Source organism: Bradyrhizobium sp. SZCCHNS1022 (assembly GCF_032484835.1).
Classification (GTDB): domain Bacteria; phylum Pseudomonadota; class Alphaproteobacteria; order Rhizobiales; family Xanthobacteraceae; genus Bradyrhizobium.
Genome location: NZ_JAUETT010000001.1, coordinates 1,501,897 through 1,521,825, shown reverse-complemented (window position 1 = coordinate 1,521,825; position 19,929 = coordinate 1,501,897). Strand labels below are relative to the sequence as shown.

Annotated in this window: 16 protein-coding genes; 9 read left to right on the top strand and 7 right to left on the bottom strand. The window is 65.0% G+C overall.

Going from position 1 to position 19,929, the window contains the following annotated elements; translation table 11 throughout:
* Window position 1: 1 nt before the first annotated feature.
* The 3 genes from QX071_RS06820 to QX071_RS06810 all read left to right on the top strand — a co-directional run bounded on the left by QX071_RS06820 (window position 2) and on the right by QX071_RS06810 (window position 2,695).
* On the top strand, window positions 2-673 hold the full coding sequence (locus QX071_RS06820; RefSeq protein WP_315701652.1) for a thiamine phosphate synthase: 672 nt from the start codon (window positions 2-4) through the stop codon (window positions 671-673).
* 16 nt (window positions 674-689) lie between these two features.
* A complete protein-coding gene (locus QX071_RS06815; protein WP_315701653.1) occupies window positions 690-1,787 on the top strand; it encodes a tetratricopeptide repeat protein in 1,098 nt (365 codons plus the stop codon).
* Between the two features lie 116 nt (window positions 1,788-1,903).
* Entirely contained in the window at window positions 1,904-2,695 is a 792-nt protein-coding gene (locus QX071_RS06810) for an inositol monophosphatase family protein (protein ID WP_315701654.1), read from the top strand.
* Between the two features lie 67 nt (window positions 2,696-2,762).
* Here QX071_RS06810 and QX071_RS06805 read toward each other — a convergent pair whose 3' ends face one another.
* The 4 genes from QX071_RS06805 to QX071_RS06790 form a co-directional block, all read right to left on the bottom strand.
* Complete coding sequence (locus tag QX071_RS06805; RefSeq protein WP_315701655.1) at window positions 2,763-3,320, bottom strand: hypothetical protein; 558 nt, start codon at window positions 3,318-3,320, stop codon at window positions 2,763-2,765.
* Window positions 3,321-3,534: 214 nt separating this feature from the next.
* The gene (locus QX071_RS06800; protein WP_315701656.1) at window positions 3,535-6,684 is read right to left on the bottom strand and encodes an efflux RND transporter permease subunit; all 3,150 of its coding nucleotides are present in this window, start codon (window positions 6,682-6,684) and stop codon (window positions 3,535-3,537) included.
* A gap of 4 nt (window positions 6,685-6,688) precedes the next feature.
* Complete coding sequence (locus QX071_RS06795; protein WP_315701657.1) at window positions 6,689-7,888, bottom strand: efflux RND transporter periplasmic adaptor subunit; 1,200 nt, start codon at window positions 7,886-7,888, stop codon at window positions 6,689-6,691.
* A 275-nt stretch (window positions 7,889-8,163) separates the two neighbouring features.
* Entirely contained in the window at window positions 8,164-8,979 is an 816-nt protein-coding gene (locus tag QX071_RS06790; protein WP_315701658.1) for a DUF1295 domain-containing protein, read from the bottom strand.
* 175 nt (window positions 8,980-9,154) lie between these two features.
* Between QX071_RS06790 and QX071_RS06785 the strand changes: the two genes are divergently transcribed.
* From QX071_RS06785 to QX071_RS06775, 3 genes are all read left to right on the top strand, one after another.
* Window positions 9,155-10,141 (top strand): flagellar motor protein MotA, encoded by a 987-nt coding sequence (locus QX071_RS06785; RefSeq protein ID WP_315701659.1) that lies wholly within the window; start codon window positions 9,155-9,157, stop codon window positions 10,139-10,141.
* A 79-nt stretch (window positions 10,142-10,220) separates the two neighbouring features.
* Window positions 10,221-11,246, top strand: coding sequence for a peptidoglycan -binding protein (locus tag QX071_RS06780; RefSeq protein WP_315701660.1), 1,026 nt, complete (start codon window positions 10,221-10,223; stop codon window positions 11,244-11,246).
* Complete coding sequence (locus QX071_RS06775; protein ID WP_315701661.1) at window positions 11,243-11,692, top strand: GNAT family N-acetyltransferase; 450 nt, start codon at window positions 11,243-11,245, stop codon at window positions 11,690-11,692. The genes QX071_RS06780 and QX071_RS06775 overlap by 4 nt, the downstream gene beginning before the upstream one ends.
* Window positions 11,693-11,780: 88 nt before the next feature.
* Here the strand turns inward: QX071_RS06775 and QX071_RS06770 are convergent, their stop codons facing one another.
* A complete protein-coding gene (locus tag QX071_RS06770; protein WP_315701662.1) occupies window positions 11,781-13,634 on the bottom strand; it encodes an ABC transporter transmembrane domain-containing protein in 1,854 nt (617 codons plus the stop codon).
* Between the two features lie 257 nt (window positions 13,635-13,891).
* Here QX071_RS06770 and rpmE point away from each other — a divergent pair, with 257 nt between their 5' ends.
* Window positions 13,892-14,119 carry a 50S ribosomal protein L31 gene (gene rpmE / locus QX071_RS06765; RefSeq protein ID WP_315701663.1) on the top strand — a complete coding sequence of 76 codons (228 nt, stop codon included), beginning with the start codon at window positions 13,892-13,894 and terminating at the stop codon, window positions 14,117-14,119.
* 126 nt (window positions 14,120-14,245) lie between these two features.
* Here the strand turns inward: rpmE and QX071_RS06760 are convergent, their stop codons facing one another.
* Window positions 14,246-14,755, bottom strand: coding sequence for a DUF1465 family protein (locus QX071_RS06760; protein ID WP_315701664.1), 510 nt, complete (start codon window positions 14,753-14,755; stop codon window positions 14,246-14,248).
* A gap of 388 nt (window positions 14,756-15,143) precedes the next feature.
* A complete protein-coding gene (locus tag QX071_RS06755; RefSeq protein ID WP_315701665.1) occupies window positions 15,144-15,335 on the bottom strand; it encodes a DUF1192 domain-containing protein in 192 nt (63 codons plus the stop codon).
* A gap of 86 nt (window positions 15,336-15,421) precedes the next feature.
* On the opposite strand from QX071_RS06755, the gene QX071_RS06750 reads away from it, so the two are divergent.
* Both QX071_RS06750 and QX071_RS06745 read left to right on the top strand, forming a co-directional pair.
* Window positions 15,422-16,420, top strand: coding sequence for an NAD(P)H-quinone oxidoreductase (locus QX071_RS06750; RefSeq protein ID WP_315701666.1), 999 nt, complete (start codon window positions 15,422-15,424; stop codon window positions 16,418-16,420).
* Window positions 16,421-16,576: 156 nt separating this feature from the next.
* Window positions 16,577-19,453, top strand: coding sequence for an EAL domain-containing protein (locus QX071_RS06745; RefSeq protein WP_315701667.1), 2,877 nt, complete (start codon window positions 16,577-16,579; stop codon window positions 19,451-19,453).
* The last annotated feature ends 476 nt before the right edge of the window (window positions 19,454-19,929 follow it).

The window sequence follows — 19,929 nt, the reverse complement described above, 5'->3', positions numbered from 1 at the left end:
CGTGTCGGGCAAAACGACCCCACAGCGGCCGGCGCCGCGGCTTTATCTTGCAACGCCCGTGGTCGCAGACCCGGCGCCGCTGGCCGCGAGCCTGCCAGGCATTCTCCGCAGCGGCGATGTCGCCGCCGTGCTGGTGCGGCTGAAAGAGAGCGATCCGCGCAGCATGATCAGAAACGTGAAAGCGCTGGCGCCCGCAATTCAGGATGCGGGCGCTGCGCTGTTGATCGAAGGGCATGCCGACATCGTGGCGCGCGCCGGCGCCGACGGCGCGCATCTGACGGGCCTCGCTGCGCTCGACGAGGCCCTGCCGAGCCTGAAACCGGACCGCATCGCCGGCGTCGGCGGGCTCGCCACCCGGCACGATTCGATGACGGCCGGCGAGCGCAGCGCCGATTATGTGCTGTTCGGCGAAAAGGATGCGGACGGCAAGCGGCCGTCCGTCGACGCTATTGCAGAACGGCTGTCATGGTGGGCCGAGCTGTTCGAGCCGCCTTGCGTCGGCTATGCCGCAACGCGCGAGGAGGCGATCGAATTCGTGGCCGCCGGCGCCGATTTCGTCCTGGTCGATGACCTCATCTGGAACGATGCGCGCGGCCCCGCTGCGGCCCTTTCCGATATCGACAGCGCCATCAAGCAGGCCTATATGGCGATCCCCGCGGCGCGAGCCGGATAAGGGTAACGCCATTAAGATGCCGATGCTGCGCCTGACATCCGTTCTCACGGTTTTGCTGCTCGCTTCGACCAGCGCGCTTGCGCAGATCTCGCTGACCCCGCCCGGCATTCAGCAGCCGCCCGCCGAAAAGCCCAAGGCCGTCGAAAAGCCGGTCGAAAAGCCGAAGCCGCCGGCGAAAAAGCCTGTGCCTGTACCGGGCGCTTCCGCCAAGCCGCCCACGCCGGCCGCTCCGCCCGCGAGCCAGCCCTCCGCCAACGCGCTCCCGACCGCGAACGACCCCAATGTCGACCTGGTCTATGGCGCCTATCAGCGCGGCCAGTACAAGACCGCGTTCGACCTCGCCACGGCGCGTGTGCAGACCGGCGATGCCAAGGCCATGACGATGCTGGGCCAGCTCTATGAAAATGGCATGGGCGTCCGGCGCGACTTCGACAAGGCGGCGACGTGGTACAAGCGTGCCTCGGAGGCCGGGGACCGCGAGGCGATGTTTGCGCTGGCGATGATGCGGCTGGCCGGCCGTGGCGGCCCGACGGACAAGCAGGAGGCGGTGAAGCTGCTCGCCTCCGCCGCCAAGCTGGGCGAGCCCAAGGCGGCCTACAATCTCGCTCTGCTCTATCTTGACGGCCAGACCCTGCCCCAGGATCTGAAGCGTTCGGCCGAGCTGCTGCAGATGGCGGCGGACGCCGGCAACCCCGAAGCACAATATGCGCTGGCAACCTTCTACAAGGAGGGAACAGCGGTTCAGAAGGATCCGGAGAAGGCCGCACGGCTGTTGCAGGCCGCAGCGCTCGCCGACAATGTCGATGCCGAGGTCGAATACGCGATCGCCCTCTTCAACGGCAGCGGGACCCCCAAGAACGAAGCAGGCGCCGTGGCACTGCTGCGGAAGGCCGCCAAGCAGAACAGCCCGATCGCACAGAATCGGCTGGCCTGGGTGCTATTCTACGGTGTCGGCGGCACGCCGATGGACCGGGTCGAGGCGTACAAATGGCATCTGGTCGCCAAGACCGCCGGCAAGGGCGATCCCAAGCTGGACGAGAAATTCGCCGAATTGAGCCCCGAGGAGCGCGCCAAAGGCGAAGAAGCCGCCAAGCGCTGGATCGGGGCCAAATGATCCGCCCTTGACGCCGCGCCCTGTACAGGGCACCCACAGCTCTCATTCATCCATCCTCATCTCCCTGTCGGGAGAGATGCGCGCCGCAAGGTGCATCAGCCAGCCGTATCGAGCTCATGATCCATTCCGCCCTCATGAACGTCATGGTCAAGGCCGCGCGCCGCGCCGGCCGCAGCCTCAAGCGCGATCTCGGCGAGATCGAGCACCTGCAGGTGTCGCTGAAGGGACCTGCGAATTTCGTCTCGCGCGCCGACAAGCGGGCCGAAGAGATGATCTATGAAGATCTCGCCAAGGCGCGGCCGGGCTACGGCTTCATCGGTGAGGAAGGCGGCGTGCGCGAGGGCAGCGACAAGTCGCACACCTGGATCGTCGATCCCTTGGACGGGACCACCAACTTCCTGCACGGCATTCCGCAATTCGCGATCTCGATCGCGCTCCAGCGCGAGGACGCCGTGATCGCGGGCGTCATCTACAATCCCGCCAATGACGAGCTCTATATCGCCGAGCGTGGCAAGGGCGCATTCCTCAACGATCAGCGACTGCGCGTGGCCGCGCGGCGCCAGCTCCACGAGTGCGTGATCGCGTGCGGCCTGCCCCATATCGGACGCGGCGATCACGCGCTGTTCATGCGCGAGATGACCGCGCTGCAGACCAAGGTTGCGGGTCTGCGCCGCTTCGGGGCAGCTTCGCTCGACCTCGCTTTCGTGGCGGCCGGCCGGCTCGACGGCTATTGGGAACGGGACCTCTCGCCCTGGGATATCGCGGCAGGCACGATCATGGTGCGCGAAGCCGGGGGCACCGTCTCCGGCATCGACGGCAAGGACGATGCTCTCACCACCGGTCACGTCGTCTGCGGCAACGAGGTCATTCACCGCGAGCTGGTGAAGGTGCTCAAGGCGGCGGCGTAAGGCTGACGTAGGATGGGCAAAGGCGCATTGCGACAGCGCTTTGCCCACCCTACACTCTGGAGTTACGTCAGCGGCGACCGCTGGTGAAGGCGGACGGCGTCTCGCCGGGCAACAGCGGTGATCTGATGTCGCTGTCGAGACGATCCGACTGCTGTCCGGTATAGCTGAGACCGAACGACAAGCTGACATTTGGCGCTGGCTGAAACTCGATGCCCGCATTCGCGCGATAGGCGGGCAGAGTCGCGGAATTGGAATCGAAGGCGGCGAAAGCGCTGCTGCCGCGGTCGACTTTCAAAGTGTCGAAACCGCCATACAGCGCGACACCGCTCTTGAACCTGTAACCGAACTGCGAGCCTTCTGCCGTCAGAGAGCCGAGCGAGCCATACGCGTTCAGCCCCTGCATGCTCAGGCCCGTGCTGTTCAAGGCGGACCAGTTGTTCGAGTAACTGTAGCGCCGCGTAAAGAAGCCGCTGTCCCGGCCGCTTGCATCGAAGCTTGGGAAGTTTCCGTAACTGTCCAGGCTCTCACCGGCGCTCCCCAGGTCGACGGGCCAGCCAGGAACCCAATACTGAATTGGAGCCATCTGGGCATGCGCCGTCGGCCAGCCCAGCGAGAGCGCAGCCAAGGCCAGCGCGAGACTCAATCTGCCTGCGAAGTTCGACATTTCGTTACCGTCATGTGATGCCGGATTATACGCTTACGGCGCCGAGAATGCCAGTGGCGGCCTCGAGCGCAGGACGATGCGCCGACCACGGAGTGATCGACGTCAGGCGTTGTCCATCGTCAGCCACATGATCGGACCCTTGGTCAGCCGGATGGCGGCTTTGTGGAGACACCACCTACAAGTTCACCGGCGACGGCGGACCATAGACCTCGTCCTGCGGCGCGACGCTCTCGCGGTCGCCCGCGAGCACGCGCTGCACCGAGACGAAGAACACCGGCACCATCAGAAGCGCCAGGATCACCACCGCGATCATGCCGCCCATGACGCTGGTGCCGAGCGCCTGCTGGCTGGCACCGCCGGCGCCTGATGCAATCGACATCGGCAGCACGCCGCAGACGAAGGCAAGGCCCGTCATCACGATCGGACGGAAGCGCAGGGAGCACGCCTCGATCGTCGCCTCGACCAGCGGCTTGCCATGGGCGCGCAGGTCCTTGGCGAACTCGATGATCAGGATCGCGTCCTTGGCAGCGAGGCCGATGATCGTGATCAGGCCGACCGTAAAATAGACATCGTTGGGCAAGCCGCGCAGGCTTGCCGCTACGACGGCGCCGAGAATGCCGAGCGGCACCGTGAGCAGCACCGCGAGCGGAATGGTCCAGCTCTCATAGAGCGCGGCCAGACACAGGAACACCACGAAGGCCGACAGCGCCAGCAGGAACGGCGCCTGCGAACCCGACAGCTTTTCCTGCAGCGATTGTCCGGTCCATTCATAACCGAAGCCGCGCGGCAGCTTGGACGCCAACCGCTCCATCTCTTCGATCGCGTCGCCCGAGGTGTAGCCCGGCTTGGCTTCGCCCGAAATACGCACTGCGGGATAATAGTTGAAGCCGGCGATCTGCATCGGTCCTTTCGCCCATTCGACCGAAGCGAAGGAGGAGAGCGGCACCAGCTGGCCCCTCGCATTCTTGACGCTGTAGTTCAGGATGTCGTCCGCATTCATGCGGCTCAGCCGATCCGCCTGCACCACCACGCGCTGCATGCGGCCGCGATTCGGGAAATCGTTCACATAGTTCGAGCCGAGATTGGTCGAGATCGTATTGTTGATATCCTCGAAGGTGACGCCGAAGGCGCCGGCCTTCTCGCGATCGATCGTCAAGTTCACTTGCGGGCCCTGCGGCAGGCCTTCGATATACACCTTCTGCAGCACGGGACTCGCATTGGCGTCCGCGATCAGACGGTCGGCGGCTGCCGTCAGCGCCGCATAGCCCTTCTGGCCGCGGTCCTGCAGGCGGAAGCTGAAGCCTGAGGAGTTGCCGAGATTGTCGATCGGCGGCGGCTGCAGCGCAGTGATCTTGGCGTCGCGGATCGAGGCGAGGTCGCGGTTGATGTCGGCAACGATCGCGGCCGCACTGTCCTTCGCACCGCGCTCCGACCAGTCCTTCAGCGAGATGAAGGCCTGCGCCGTGTTGATGCCCTGCCCGGCATAGCTGAAGCCGGTCAGGAAGGTGACGTTGTCGATGCCGGCCCGCTCCGACAGATATTTCTCGACCCGCTCAATTGCTCCCAGCGTCCGTGCATAGGAGGAATCGGCCGGCGTCTGCACGTCGGTGGTGATGAAGCCCTGGTCGTCGACCGGCAGGAAGCCGCCGGGCATCCTGACGAAGGCAAAGGTCAATCCGCCGAGCAGGATCGCGTAGATCAGCATCAGCCGGCCGGTGCGCCCCAGTGCGCCTCTCACGACACCGCCGTAGCGATTGCGGCTCAGATCCATGAAGCGGTTGAACCAGCCGAACACGCCTTTCTTGGCGTGGCCGTGCCCCGCCTGCACCGGCTTCAGCAAGGTCGCGCACAATGCCGGCGTCAGCGACATCGCGAGCAGCGCCGAGAAGCCGATCGCCGCCACCATGGTCACGGAGAACTGCCGGTAGATGATGCCGACCGAGCCCGGGAAGAACGCCATCGGCACGAACACGGCCATCAGCACCAGGGTGATGCCGATGATGGCGCCCGTGATCTGCGACATCGCCTTGCGCGTCGCCTCCTTCGGCGGCAGCCCCTCCTCGGACATGATGCGCTCGACATTCTCGACCACGACGATGGCGTCATCGACGAGGATACCGACCGCCAGCACCATGCCGAACATGGTGAGCATGTTGATCGAGTAGCCGAGCAGCATCAGGGTGGAGCAGGCGCCCAAGAGCGCGACGGGCACGACGATGGTCGGAATGATGGTGTAGCGGAGGTTCTGCAGGAACAGGAACATCACGACGAAGACCAGCCCCACCGCCTCAAGCAGGGTATGCAGCACCTTCTCGATCGATGCCTCGACCACCGGCGTGATGTTGTAGGGAATTTCGTAAGTGATGTTGGCGGGGAAGAAGCGCGACAGCTCCTTCATCTTGGCCTCGACAGCGCTCGCGGTCGCCAGGGCGTTGCCGGTCGGCGACATCAGCACCGACAGCCCGGCGGTCGGCTTGCCGTTGAGGCGGGTGTTGAACTGATAGCTCAGGCCGCCGATCTCGATGCGGGCGACGTCGCGCAGCCGCACCGTCGAACCGTCGGCATTGGCGCGCAGGATGATCGAGCCGAACTCATCGGGCGAGTCGAGCTGGCCCTTGACCAGCACCAGCGCCGAGGTGCGTTGGCCCGATGTGGCCGGCTCGGCGCCGATCGAGCCCGAGGCCACCTGCGCGTTTTGCGCACTGATGGCCTTCGTCGCGTCATCGGCGGTGAGGCCATAGCCCATCAGCTTGGCCGGATCGAGCCAGACCCGCAGCGAGCGCTCGGTCGAATACAGCGTGGCGCGACCGACGCCCGGAATGCGCCTGATTTCGCCGAGCACGTTGCGGATCATGAAGTCGCCGAGCCCGACCTCGTCGAGGCTGCCGTCGGTCGAGCGCAGCGTGATGATCTGCAGCACCGCGCTGGACGCTTCCTCCACCAGGATGCCCTGCTGGATCACCGCGCGCGGCAGCCGCGCCTCGACGCGCTTGAGGCGGTTCTGCACCTCCACGGAGGCGTCGTTGGTCGAGGTGCCCGGCACGAAATTGGCCGTGATCTCGACCTGGCCCAGCGAGTCGCTGGTGGATTCGAAGTTCAGGATGCCGGAGGCGCCGTTGAGTTCCTCCTCGATCAGCCGCGTGACGCTGTTGTAGAGGTTCTCGGGCGAGGCGCCGGGATAGCTGGTCGAGATCGAGATCGAGGGCGGCGCGATGATCGGATATTGCGCGATCGGCAGCAGCGGAATCGAGATCGCGCCGATCAAGCAGATGAACAGCGCGACGACCCAGGCGAAGATCGGCCTGTCGATGAAGAAGCTCGGCATGAGCTTACCTCGTCGCCGACGATTGCACCGAGACGGCCTCGGCCGAGGAAACCTCGGTCCAGGCTTGCGGCGCGACCTTGTCGCCCGCGGCGAACTTCTGGAAGCCTTCGACCACGACCTTGTCGCCCGCCTTCAGACCTTCGGTGACCAGCACCAGGCCGTCCTGGATCGGTCCGGTGCGGATCGGCTGCGCCACGACGCGGTTGTCGTCCCGGACGACGAAGATCTCGCTGCCGCCGCCCACAGTGCGCTGAACCGCCTGCTGCGGCACCCCGACGGAGTCGCTGTCGATACCCTGCTCGATCCGCACCCGGACATACATGCCGGGCAAGAGCTCCCGCTTCGGATTGGCGAACTCGCCGCGCAAGGTGACCTGGCCGGTTGCGGCATCGACCTTGGCTTCAGAGAACAGCAGCTTGCCCGCAACCGGATAAAGCGTGCCGTCGTCCAGCAGCAGCCGGACCTTGATCGCATCGTGCACGATGCGCTCGAGATCGCCGGATTCGAACGCGCGCCGGAGGCGGTGCATTTCGGTGACCGACTGGGTGAAGTCGGCATAGATCGGGTCGAGCTGCTGGATGGTCACCATCGAGGTCTCGTTCTGCACCGCGAGCGCGCCCTCGCTGACCTGGGCCGCGCCCACGATGCCATCGATCGGCGCACGCACCGTCGCGTAATCGAGATTGAGATGAGCGCGGGCCAGATCCGCCTTGCGGGCTTCGACGTCAGCAGCCGCTTCGCGCTCGCCGGCGATCGCCTTCTCGTTTTCGACTTCAGGCGTGGCGCGTTCCTTGAACAGCAGAGCGATCCGCCGCGCCTGCTGGACGGCACGCTCGTGCACCGCTTCGGCCTTGGCCAGCGCAGCCTTGGCGGACAACACCTCGACCTCGAACGGCTTGGGGTCGATCCGGTAGAGCGGATCGCCTGCCTTCACCTCGCTGCCCTGGCGGAACAGCCGCTCGACCACGATGCCAGAGATCCGAGGCCGCACGTCCGACACCCGCGTCGGCGCGATGCGGCCCGGCAGCTCGCGAACGATGGCGCGGGCCTGCTGCTCGACGGTAACGATCCCGACTTCGGGAATATCAACCTGATTAGTCGATGACGCTTGGGCCGTGGTGGCATCGTCGCAGGCGGCGAGAAGTGGCGCGACGACTGCGAGCAGCAATGCGCTGCAAACCAATGACGCGCGAAGACGAGACATGAAAGATGAGCTCCTGATAGTTGGAGTAACGGCTGACTATGCGACGGGATGACCTTGCGCTGTTCTGGCGCTGCCGACGCCAACATAGAAGTGAGCTGGTGCAGCGCAATGCGGATTGCGGCGGCTTGATGTCACACGGAGGTATGTGCCTGAAGAAACAACGCGATTTTCGATTCACCGGATTGTGAGCCGGCCGAGATCGAGCGGAACTCAGGGTTCCCGCAGCGCCGATCGCGACTCTTGGTCCGATGGCAGCGACAGAATCTCGCAGGCACTCATGCCGCAGTTTCCCTGCGGGGCGGCAGCGGGAAGAAGGCGCTGGTGCGCGCCTGATAAGCCTGATAGCAGGCGCCGCGCGAGCGCAGCATCTGCTGTTCCAGCGGCGGAATGCCGGTCACATGCACCAGGATCCAGTACATGACCAGCGGCGCCAGCAGGCCGGCTGCTCCCCAGGGATGATCCGGCGATAGCGCGATCACGGGATACGACAGCCAGCACACCCATTCGAAAAAGTAGTTGGGATGCCGCGACCATCGCCAGAGTCCGACATCGCAGACTTTTCCGCGGTTGGCCGGATCGGAGCGGAAGGACCTCAATTGACCATCGGCGAGGGCTTCCCCTGCGATGCCGAGCAGCAGGATCAGCGCGCCCAGGCCATCTTGTGCGCGCAGATCTCTCGCTGGTGCATGAGCTGCAACGAAAATGGCGAAGGCGAGCGGGATGGAGCCCCAGGCCTGCTGCTGCAGGAACAGGAACATCCGACGGGGAGCGGCCAATCCCCATTGCTTGGCGAACTCGGCATAGCGGGGGTCATCACCGCTCTTGGCGGTGCGCAGGGCGACATGTGTGCCTAGCCGCAGCGACCAGATCGTAACCAGGATGGCGACAAGCCATTGCCGGGCGTTCGGCGCCGTCCCGGTCAACGGCCACAAGGCGCCGGCGGCACCAACCAGCCCGACCGAAAACGTCCAGATGGTATCGACCCAGCCGGAATTGCCGGTGCCCTGCTGCACCGCCCAGGCCAACGCCATGAGGATGGAGAGCGAGAGGCCAATCAGCAGCACGGCTGCCAAATATCCAAGGATGGTCATGACAAATGCCGGGCGTTCCCGCTAAATATCAACTGAAATACGCACCGACCGCTGACCGGTTTCGGGACACGATTCCATGCAGAGTGCGGGATTGCAGCAATCGCAGCTTCTTTCCCGCCGCTGCTATGCCATAGTGTGCCCCAGGACCGGTTCCCCGTAACGGAAGTCATCGACAATGGCTCAAGGCTCCCCTTCCCGTTCCGCGATGGACGAACTGACCAAACTGTCCTCGCCCCGGATTTTTCTGGTGCGAATGCTGGTCTTCCTGGTGCTCTGCGCCCTGGTCGGGGTCGTGCTCTACAAGCAGATCGTTCAGGCGTTTTTCGCCAATCCCGGGCTGAATGCGCTGATCGGTGCGGTGCTGTTCATCGGGATCATCCTGTCGTTCCGCCAGGTCATCCGACTCTACCCGGAGGTGTCCTGGGTCAACAATTTCCGCATCGCCGACCCGGGCCTCGCCGTGGCTCGCTATCCGACCTTGCTGGCGCCGATGGCGGCGATCCTCGGCCGCGAGCGCACCGGGCGGATGACGATCTCGCAACAGACGATGCGGCACCTGCTGGATTCCATCGCTACCCGACTCGATGAAGCCCGCGACATCTCCCGCTACATGACCGGTCTGCTGGTCTTCCTCGGCCTGCTCGGCACCTTCTGGGGCCTGATCGAGACAGTCGGCTCGGTCGGCAAGGTGATCGACGGGCTGAAGGTCGGCGGCGACGCCGGCGCGTTGTTTGACACCCTGAAAGGCGGGCTCGCCGCGCCACTGGGCGGCATGGGCATCTCGTTCTCGTCGTCACTCTTCGGTCTCGCCGGCTCGTTGATCCTCGGCTTCCTCGACCTGCAATCCAGCCAGGCCCAGAACCGCTTCTATACCGACCTCGAAGACTGGCTGGCCGGCACGGTCCGCGAATATGGGACGGGCGATGTCGAGGGCGGCGACCTATCGGGCGCGATCGAGCGGCTGCGCTCTGCCATGGAGGAAGGCTCCAACCGCGGGGCGACCGCTGCGATGGCCAATCTCGCCGAGGCGATCCAGGGCCTGGTCGCGCATATGCGGACCGAGCAGCAGATGATCCGCGAATGGGCCGACGGCCAGGGCGAACAGAACCGCGAGATCAAGCGGCTGCTCGAGCGCCTCGCGCGGCAAACTGAGAAGAGTTAGCTCCCTGACCCGGCGCGTCCGCCGGCTTCTCCCACGAGGAGGGACGCTCGGAGCAAAACCAAATCGCGGAGACTATTGAATGGCCCTTGCCCGTACCCGCCGAGAGTCCGGCATGAACTACTGGCCAGGCTTCGTCGACGCCCTGTCGACGCTGGTCCTCTCGATCGTGTTCCTGCTCACCGTCTTCCTGGTCGTCCAATTCTTCCTCTCGCAAGAGGTGACCGGCAAGGACAAGGCGCTCGAGCAGCTCAACGCCAAGATCGCCCAGCTCAACGAGATGCTGTCCCTGGAGAAGCTCGGCAAGATGAGCCTCGACGACCAGGTGTCGCAGCTGCGCGCTGGCCTCGCCTCGGCGGAAGCCGAGCGCGATCGGGTCAAGAGCCTGTACGACGGGCTCGCCAACGCCGGCAACGATGCCAACGGCCGCGCCAACGAGCTGAACAAGGCGCTGGATTCGGAGAAGCAGACCTCCGCGCGTGCACTCGCGCAGATCGAGGTCTTGAACCAGCAGATCAGCGCGCTGCGCCGCCAGCTCGCCGCGCTGGAAGAGGCGCTCGATGCTTCGGAGAAGCGCGACAAGGAATCGCAGAGTCGCATCGCTGATCTCGGCCAGCGCCTCAACGTCGCGCTGGCGCAACGCGTGCAGGAGCTGTCACGCTATCGCTCCGAATTCTTCGGCCGACTGCGCGCCATTCTCGGCAACCGTCCTGACATCCGCATCGTCGGCGACCGCTTCGTCTTCCAGTCCGAGGTATTCTTCGATACCGGCCAGGCGACGCTGCTGCCCGAAGGCCAGCAGGAGCTGAACTCCGTGGGATCGGCGCTGATCGATCTGGACAAGCAAATCCCAAGCGAGATCGCCTGGGTGCTGCGTGTCGATGGCCATACCGACATGCGCCCGATCAACAGCCCGATCTTCAAGTCGAACTGGGAGTTGTCCTCGGCGCGCGCGATCTCCGTGGTGCAATATCTGATCTCGCTCGGTGTTCCTCCGCAGCGTCTGGTCGCCGCCGGCTTTGCCGAATTCCAGCCGCTCGATCCCGGCAACAACGAAGATGCCTTCCGCCGCAATCGTCGCATCGAGCTGAAGCTGACGGAACGGTGACGAGCACATTCACCTTGCGCCGCTATTGCGCAGCCGACGAAGACGCCGCGATCGCCCTGTGGCAGCGGACGTGGCAACAGGCCTATCCAGCGATCGATTTCGCTGCGCGCGTGGATTGGTGGCGGGCCCGCTGGTGCGATGAGCTCGTGCCGAACGCGGCCATCATCGTCGCCGAGCAGGACCAGCAGCTGATCGGCTTCGTGACCATCGACGCATCGGGTTATCTCGATCAGCTCGTGGTCGCACCGGAGCACTGGGGCTCGCCGCTCGCGACGGTGCTGGTCGATGCCGCAAAGGAGCACGCGCCGTCAGGCGTCACCTTGCTGGTCAACAAGGACAATGCGCGCGCAATCCGCTTCTATCGGCGCAACGGCTTCGTCGACGACGGCGAGGACGTCAATCCGACCTCCGGCCGGCCGGTGCTGCGCATGGCGTGGAGGCCGTAGCGGTCGCGCTATACGCCGCGGAACAGCGCCCGGAACGACCAAGCACCGAAAAAGGTTGCAGGGAACAGAGCCGAAATTGATGGCGCGATCACACGCCTTCAAACTGCAGGCGCGCAAGCCGCGCATAGAGTCCGTTGGCAGCAACCAGCGAGGCATGGGTGCCCTGCTCGACGATGCGCCCCTGCTCCATCACCAGGATGCGGTCGCATGACAGCACCGTGGCAAGGCGATGGGCGATCACCAGCGTGGTGCGGCCGCGCATCAGTTCCTCCAGCGCGGTCTGCACCAGCGTCTCGCTTTCGGCATCCAGCGCGGACGTCGCCTCGTCGAGCAGCAGCAGCGGCGCGTTGCGCAGGATCGCGCGTGCGATCGCGATGCGCTGACGCTGCCCGCCTGACAAGGTTACGCCGCGCTCGCCGAGCGGCGTCTCGAAGCCTTCCGGCAGGCGGCGGATGAATTCGCTCGCATGAGCCAGCTCAGCCGCGCGCTCGACCTCGGCATCGCTGGCCTCGGGCCGGCCAAAGCGGATGTTCTCGCGTGCGCTCGCGGCAAACACGGCCGGCTCCTGCGGCACCAGCGCAATGCGCTCGCGCACCTTGCGCGGATCGGCATCGCGGACCGGCACGCTGTCGAGCGCAATCCGACCGGACACCGGATCGTAGAAGCGCAGCAGCAAATGAAACAGCGTGCTCTTGCCGGCACCCGACGGGCCGACGATGGCGACCTTCTCGCCGGCCTTGATTTCAAACGACACGTCATTGATGGCACGAACATCGGGCCGCGCCGGATAGGCAAAGCTGACATGATTGAAGCTGAGATCGCCGCGCGGCGGCTCCGGCAGCGCGCGAGGCGCAGCGGGTGCCGCGATCTCCGGCCGCACATGCAACAGTTCGAATAGCCGCTCGGCAGCGCCCGAGGCTGCCGAAACTTCGCCCCAGACCTCGCTGAGTTGCCCAAGACCTGCCGCGGCGAACGCCGCATAGAGCACGAACTGGCCGAGACGGCCGGCGCTGATATGGCCTGCGAGCACGTCATGCGAACCGATCCAGAGGATCGCCACAACGCTCGAGAACACGATGAAGATGATGATCGCGGTCAGGACCGCGCGCGCCTTGGTCGAGACCCGTGCGGCTTCGTAAGCCTGCTCGACCTCGCGGCCGAAGCGGTCGCCCGCGAGCCGCTCGCTGGTATAGGCCTGCACCGTCCTGATCGCGCCGACGAGTTCGGACGCGTAGGCCGACGCCTCCGCCAGCGTGTCCTGCGCATTCCGCGACAGCCGCCGCACCCAGCGTCCGAATGCGACGAGCGGCAGCACGATCAGCGGAATAGCGAGCAGCACGAAGCCGGATAGTTTCGGGCTGGTGATCACCATCATCGCAGTGGCGCCGACGAACATCAGCACATTCCGCAGCGCGATCGAGACCGAGGCGCCGGCCGCCGACTTGATCTGGGTCGTGTCGGCCGTGAGCCGCGAGATCAACTCGCCACTGCGCGCGGAATCGAAGAACGCCGGCGACAGCGACATCAGATGCGCGAACACGTCGCGCCGGAGGTCGGCAACGATACGTTCGCCGATCGTCATGACCAGGTAGTACCGTGACGCGCTTGCCAGCGCGAGCACGGCCACCACCGCAATCATGACGCTGAAATAATCATTGATGAGCGAGATACCGCGGGGCGTGAAGCCGAAATCGATCATCCGACGCACGGCCACCGGCACCAGCAGCGTGGTCAAGGCGGCGACGGTCAGTGCGATCAGCGCCAGAATGGCGCGGCCGCGATAGCGGGCGATATAGGGCGATAGCGCGAGGAGCGGACGCAGCTTGGAGCGACGCCCAGGGGCAGCCTCCTCGGTCAGCGCCTCGACAGCCGCCGCGGCGTCTCCCACCGGATCGGGACCGGTCTCGTCCTGCCTGTCGTCAAGCCGCTCGACTGCGCTCATGGATCACCTGAAATGCTTCAAAACTCTGCCAGTCCTGATAGGCCTCGGCCCCGCGGCTTGGCAAATCCGGAAATATACCAAGGGGGCAAGTGCGGCAGAATTGGTGGCGAACCTGACTCCGGGACTGTCACCGCCGCCAGATTCGGAGCATGAGCTTGTTTTGGCCGCCACCTTCGGCTATAGAGCGCCGCAATTGTCCCCCTTCAGTGATGACAGGAACAGGCGCGGTCGCGCCTCACCGTGCCGTAGGATATGCCATGAAAGCCGACATTCATCCGAAATATCATATGATTACGGTCGTGATGACCGACGGAACCGAATACCAGACCCGTTCGACCTGGGGCAAAGAGGGCGATAAGCTCAACCTCGATATCGACCCGAAGTCGCACCCCGCCTGGACCGGTGGCACCCAGCAGATCATGGATCGCGGCGGCCGCGTCTCCCGCTTCCAGAAGAAGTTCCAGGGTTTCCTCAAGAAGGATTGATCCCTGCCGGGTGCTGCATGCGGCACCCGTTCTTAATCTTGGCCCAGATCGCAAAACGCCCCCGAATTCGGGGGCGTTTTTGTTTGGCGTTGATCGTTCGGCGCGCGGCCCCGGCGCGGGCGGGCCTTACTGCTCGAAGGCGGCCTTGAGCCGGTTAAGTTGCGGCACCAGCGGATTACCGATCGCCGTCTGGTCCGGCGGGGTGTGGATCGAGGTATCGAGCCGGCGGACACGGGCCTGCAGGCTCATCGAGCGTGTAATCAGGTCCTGCAGCTGCTGCGGCAGCTTCTCCAGGAGGTCAGCTGGCCCCGGATCGGCGGCCGTCAGCTTCACCTTGGTCTTCTCGCGATTGGCCTGGCTCAAGGTCATCTCGCCTTCCTTCACCGCGCGGTGCAGCAGCAACCAGGAGGCGAGCTGCATCAGGCGGGTGGTGAGCCGCATGCTTTCGGTCGCGTAGGTCAGGCTCACGGCGCGGTCGAGCGCCTTGGCCTCGGTACGGCCGGCGCCATCGAGATAAGCGGCAGTCTCCTCGACCAGATCCATGCCTTCCCGAAACAAGGCCCCGAATGCAGCGGAATTGGTGAGCCGCTCGTTGAACTGAACAAGAGCACCATCGCCCTGCAAACGGTCCGACATGGTTAACGCCTCTTACGCGACTGTTTACGAAGCCGGCTTGCCTCGCCGGTATGATGAACAAATCATTGCGCGGGACGTTACGAGAGTCCAGCAGCAAGACCGAATATGGTTTCCGCGAAGTGGGAGCTATTGCTGTGCAGCGTGCGGACGCCGCAGGACGGCCACAACCGTGCAAAAACAAAAAAGAGCCGCCGTTTCCGGCGGCTTTTAAAGTTGATAACAGGGAGGCGTCAAACAGAGTGGACAGGAGCCACTCGGTGTCCAAACGAGGACGGCTCCGGTTATAAAGGCGAAAGCTTAATCAACCGTAAATAGCGGAAAAAATTCAGCCTTCGTTAGCCATGTCGGCCATTGGCCGAGCCGGCCGGCTGCCACCCCGCTCCGAACATCACGACTTGAAAATGCTGGCCGCCGCGTCACGCGAGGCGCGCTTCTTTGCAACCGCCTGCTCCAGCCGCGCGATCTCGCCGCGCAGCAGGTCGATGCGCCCGGTGAGCTCCTCGACCGACAGCATCGACAGATCCTGACCGATTTCGTGCGAGGCCGCCTTGCGCGGCCGATCATCGTCTTCGCCTGCCATTCCCGACCTCCTCCCGGTTGCCAGCCGCAGCCCGGCTGGCTAAGCAGCTTAGCAAGCAAGCCTCCGATTTTCCCGAAGGACATCTCATGGAACAGCTGCCCGCGCAAATGACCGTGATCGGCATCAGCAAGCCCGGCGGGCCGGAGGTGCTCAAGCCCGAAACCCGCCCCGTGCCGAAGCCGGGTCCTGGCGAGATCCTGATCAAGGTCAAGGCCGCGGGCGTCAACCGCCCGGACGTCGCGCAGCGCTCCGGCAGCTACCCACCGCCGCCCGGTGCCAGCGACCTGCCCGGCCTCGAGGTCGCCGGCGAAGTGGTGGCGCGCGGCGAAGGTGCGGTCCGGCACAAGCTCGGCGATATCGTGATGTCGCTGGTGGCCGGCGGGGGCTACGCCGAATATTGCATCGCCCAGGACGCCCAGGCGATGGCGGTGCCACCATCGCTCTCGATCCTGCAAGCCGGCGCGCTGCCGGAGACCCTGATGACGGTCTGGCACAACGTGTTCGAACGCGGCGCGTTGAAGGCCGGGGAGACGCTGCTCATCCATGGCGGCTCGTCGGGAATCGGCACCATGGCGATCCAGCTCGGCAAGGCCTTCGGCGCCAAGGTGATCGTCACCGTCGGCGCTTCCGACAAGGCCGAAGCCTGCCTCAAGCTCGGCGCCGATCACGCCATCAACTACAAGACCGACGACTTCGTCGCCGCGACCAAGGCCGCAACCGGTGGCAAAGGCGCCGACGTGATTCTCGACATGGTCGGGGGCGACTATGTCGAGCGCAATTATGACGCCGCGGCGCCCGACGGCCGCATCGTCCAGATCGCCTTCCTGGGCGGCCCCAAGGCGACCGTCAATTTCACCAAGCTGATGGTGAAGCGGCTGATCCACACCGGCTCGACTCTGCGCCCCCGTAGTAACGCGGACAAGGCCGCGATGGTCGCGGCGATCGAGCAGAAAGTGATGCCGTTCCTGCGCGAGGGCCGCATCAAGCCGCTGATGGACTCGACCTTTCCGCTGGCGGACGCCGCCAAAGCGCACGCACGCATGGAGACCAGCCAACATATTGGCAAAATTGTGTTGGAGATCTAGGCACGCTCTAAACAGAGTGTGTTCGGAAACCCTTTGATTTTCCACGCTTTCGTGGCAATGATCGCGCAATCCTATGACATTGCCATCCCCTTCTGGCTGCGGCTTTCGGTTTGACCTGTTTCGCTTTGGATTGGCGTCGAACGCGGAGATTTGACATTGCATCTGATCAGGTGCCTCGCGTCGCTTGCGCTGGGCCTCGTGATTTGTGTTGCCGCAGCCCCTGCGCATGCCGTCGACGCGGTCAGCGTCCGCAGCGATGCGCCTGCGATCGACCTCACCGGCATCCTTGAGCATCAGAAGAGCGAAGGCGACCGCATCCAGGTCTCCACCGCGCCCGGCACCGACGGCATCGTCCGCCGCATCGAGGTGCGCGCGCGCGAGGGGGGCCAGAACTGGGTGGTGTTCGCGCTCGCCAACAATACCGACGACCAGCTCGATCGCCTGATCGTGGCGCCGCATTACCGCGTGGTCGGCTCCGGCGTGTTCTGGCCGGACCTCGGCCTGTCCCGCATCGCCACCATCACGCCCTCGGTCGGCGACCTGCCGGATCGGCAGGACAGCCCGACGGCCGACGTCTTCCGTGTCACCCTGGATCCCGGCTCGGTGGTCACGTTCGTAGCCGAACTGCGCACCGACAAGCTGCCGCAGCTCTATCTGTGGGAGCCGGAGGCCTACAAGGACAAGGTCAACTCGTTCACGCTGTACCAGGGCATCGTGATCGGCATCTCCGGCCTCCTTGCCCTCGTGCTCACCATCCTGTTCGTGGTCAAGGGCAGCATCATGTTCCCGGCGGCGGCCGCGCTGGCCTGGGCGGTGCTGGTCTATATCGGCGTCGACTTCGGCTTCTGGGCCAAGGTCCTGGACATGTCGAACAACGCCGAGCGCGTCTGGCGCGCGTCGGGCGAGGCGATCCTGGCCGCCACCCTGCTGGTCTTCCTGTTCGCCTATCTGAACCTGTCGCGCTGGCATGTCCGATATTCCCACATCACCGTGGGCTGGCTGTTCTTCCTGGGCTCCCTGGTCGCCGTTGCGCTGTTCGATCCGGCCGTGGCCTCCGGCATCGCGCGGATGTCGCTGCTCCTGATCGCGGTCGCCGGCTTCGCGCTGATCGTCTATCTCTCCAGCCACGGGTTCGATCGCGCGGTGCTGTTGATCCCGACCTGGTTCCTGCTGACGGTCTGGGTCGGCGCCGCCGGCCTGACGGTTGCCGGCTCGGTCACCAACGACATCGTCGGCCCGGCCCTGCTCGGCGGTCTCGTTCTGATCGTGATGCTGATCGGCTTCACCGTCATGCAGCACGCCTTTGCCGGCGGCGGCGCCACCACGGGCATCGTTTCCGATGTCGAGCGCCGCGCGCTCGCGCTGACCGGCTCGGGCGATCTGATCTGGGACTGGGACGTCTCCGCCGACAAGGTGTTCACCAGCCCTGAGACCGAGCACCTGCTCGGGCTGAAGCGCGGCACGCTCGAAGGACCGGCGGCGAAGTGGCTGGAAGTGCTGCACCCGCTGGACCAGGACCGCTTCCGTGCCGCGCTCGACAGCGTGCTCGACCAGCGTCGCGGCCGCCTGGTGCAGGATTTCCGCCTGCGCACCCCGGACGGCCACTTCATGTGGTTCGCGCTGAAGGCGCGCCCGGTGGTCGGCTCGGACGGCGAGGTCTCGCGCGTGGTCGGCACGCTGACCGACGTGACGGAGTTCAAGAATGCCGAGGAGCGCCTGCTCCACGACTCCGTGCATGACAATCTGACCGGCCTGCCCAACCGCAAGCTGTTCATCGACCGTCTCGCCGCGGTGGCCAATTTCGGCAAGTCGATGCCGAATCTCAGGCCGACGCTGATGGTGATCGACCTCGACCGCTTCAAGCAGGTCAACGATTCCGTCGGCATCGCGGTCGGCGATTCCATCCTGCTCACGCTGGCCCGGCGGCTCTCCCGCATCCTGAAACCGCAGGACACCCTGGCGCGGCTCGCCGGCGATCAGTTCGGCCTGATCCTGCTCTCCGAACAGGATCCCCCGCGCATCACCGCCTTTGCCGAGACCATCCGCAAGACGATCCGCGCGCCGATCGCCTTCAACGAGCGCGAGATCTTCCTCACCGCCTCGATCGGGCTCGCGCTCTCCGACCCGCAAGTCCAGCTCTCGGAGGACATCATCAAGGACGCCGAGCTGGCGATGTATCACTCCAAGCGGATCGGCGGCGATCGCATCGACGTCTACAAGCCTGCGATGCGCGCGCGCAAGAACGACCGCCTCACGCTCGAGAGCGAGCTGCGCCGCTCGATCGAGCGCCAGGAGATCACGATCCTCTACCAGCCGATCGTGCGGCTCGAGGATCGCTCGGTCGCCGGCTTCGAAGCACTGGCGCGCTGGGACCATCCGAAGCTGGGGCGGATGTCGCCGATCGAGTTCATCACCATCGCCGAGGAGATCGGACTCATCGTCGACCTCGGTACGTTTGTGCTCGACCAGACCGCGCGGCAGCTCACCATCTGGCAGCGCGCGATGCGCGCGCGCGAGCCGATCTTCGCCAGCGTCAACGTCTCCTCGCGGCAGCTGCTGCGTCACGACCTGATCCACGACATCCGTTCGGTGCTGGCGCGCTCCTCGGTCGCACGCGGCTCGCTGAAGCTGGAATTGACGGAATCGCTGGTGATGGAGAACCCGGAGCACGCGGCGCAGATGCTGACCCGCATCCGCGAGCTCGGCGTGGGTCTCTCGATCGACGATTTCGGCACCGGCCATTCGTCGCTGGCCTATCTGCAGCGCTTCCCGTTCGACACGCTGAAGATCGACCAGTCCTTCGTGCGCACCACGGCGCGCGGCACCCGTCCCGTCATCCTCAAATCGATCATCGCGCTGGCGCATGATCTCGGCATGGATGTTGTCGCCGAAGGCGCAGAGACGGATTCGGATGCGGTCGAGCTCTACCACCTCGGCTGTGAGTTCGCCCAAGGCTACGCCTTCGGCGAACCGATGGACGCCGACGCCGCGATGCGGCTGCTGACGGAAGAGCGGCTCGAAGCGGCGAGCTAAGGCGACCTGTGCCGGACAGATGCGGCGCTGTTTCTGTTCCGTCATTGCGAGGAGCGTGAGCGACGAAGCAATCCAGAATCAGGCCGCAGCTCTGGATTGCTTCGCTTCGCTCGCAATGACGGTCCCACGACATGCATTCCCGTTCTCGCGACGCTTTCCGCGCCCGAGCTTTGCAATTCATCGTCCCTCTTCGAGAAGAGAGGCGCAGGGAAGGCCGGGCATCGACTGATACCCGCGGCCCCCGTGCGATAAAAATGCACGGGGCAGGAACCACAGGCTCAGCCGGATGATCCGGCCTTCCCTGCGCGACGGTCTTAACGGCTGCTCCGCATTCTCCCCGGTGCGCCGGGCTTGTTGGTCACCGCCGCGCGAGGCAAAGCCTCGTCGCGATCGCGACAACGCGCGGAACGCGCGTTGCGCGGGGCATCAGCGTCGGGATGCCAGGACCATGCGGCTTGACCGTACGCGGCGATATC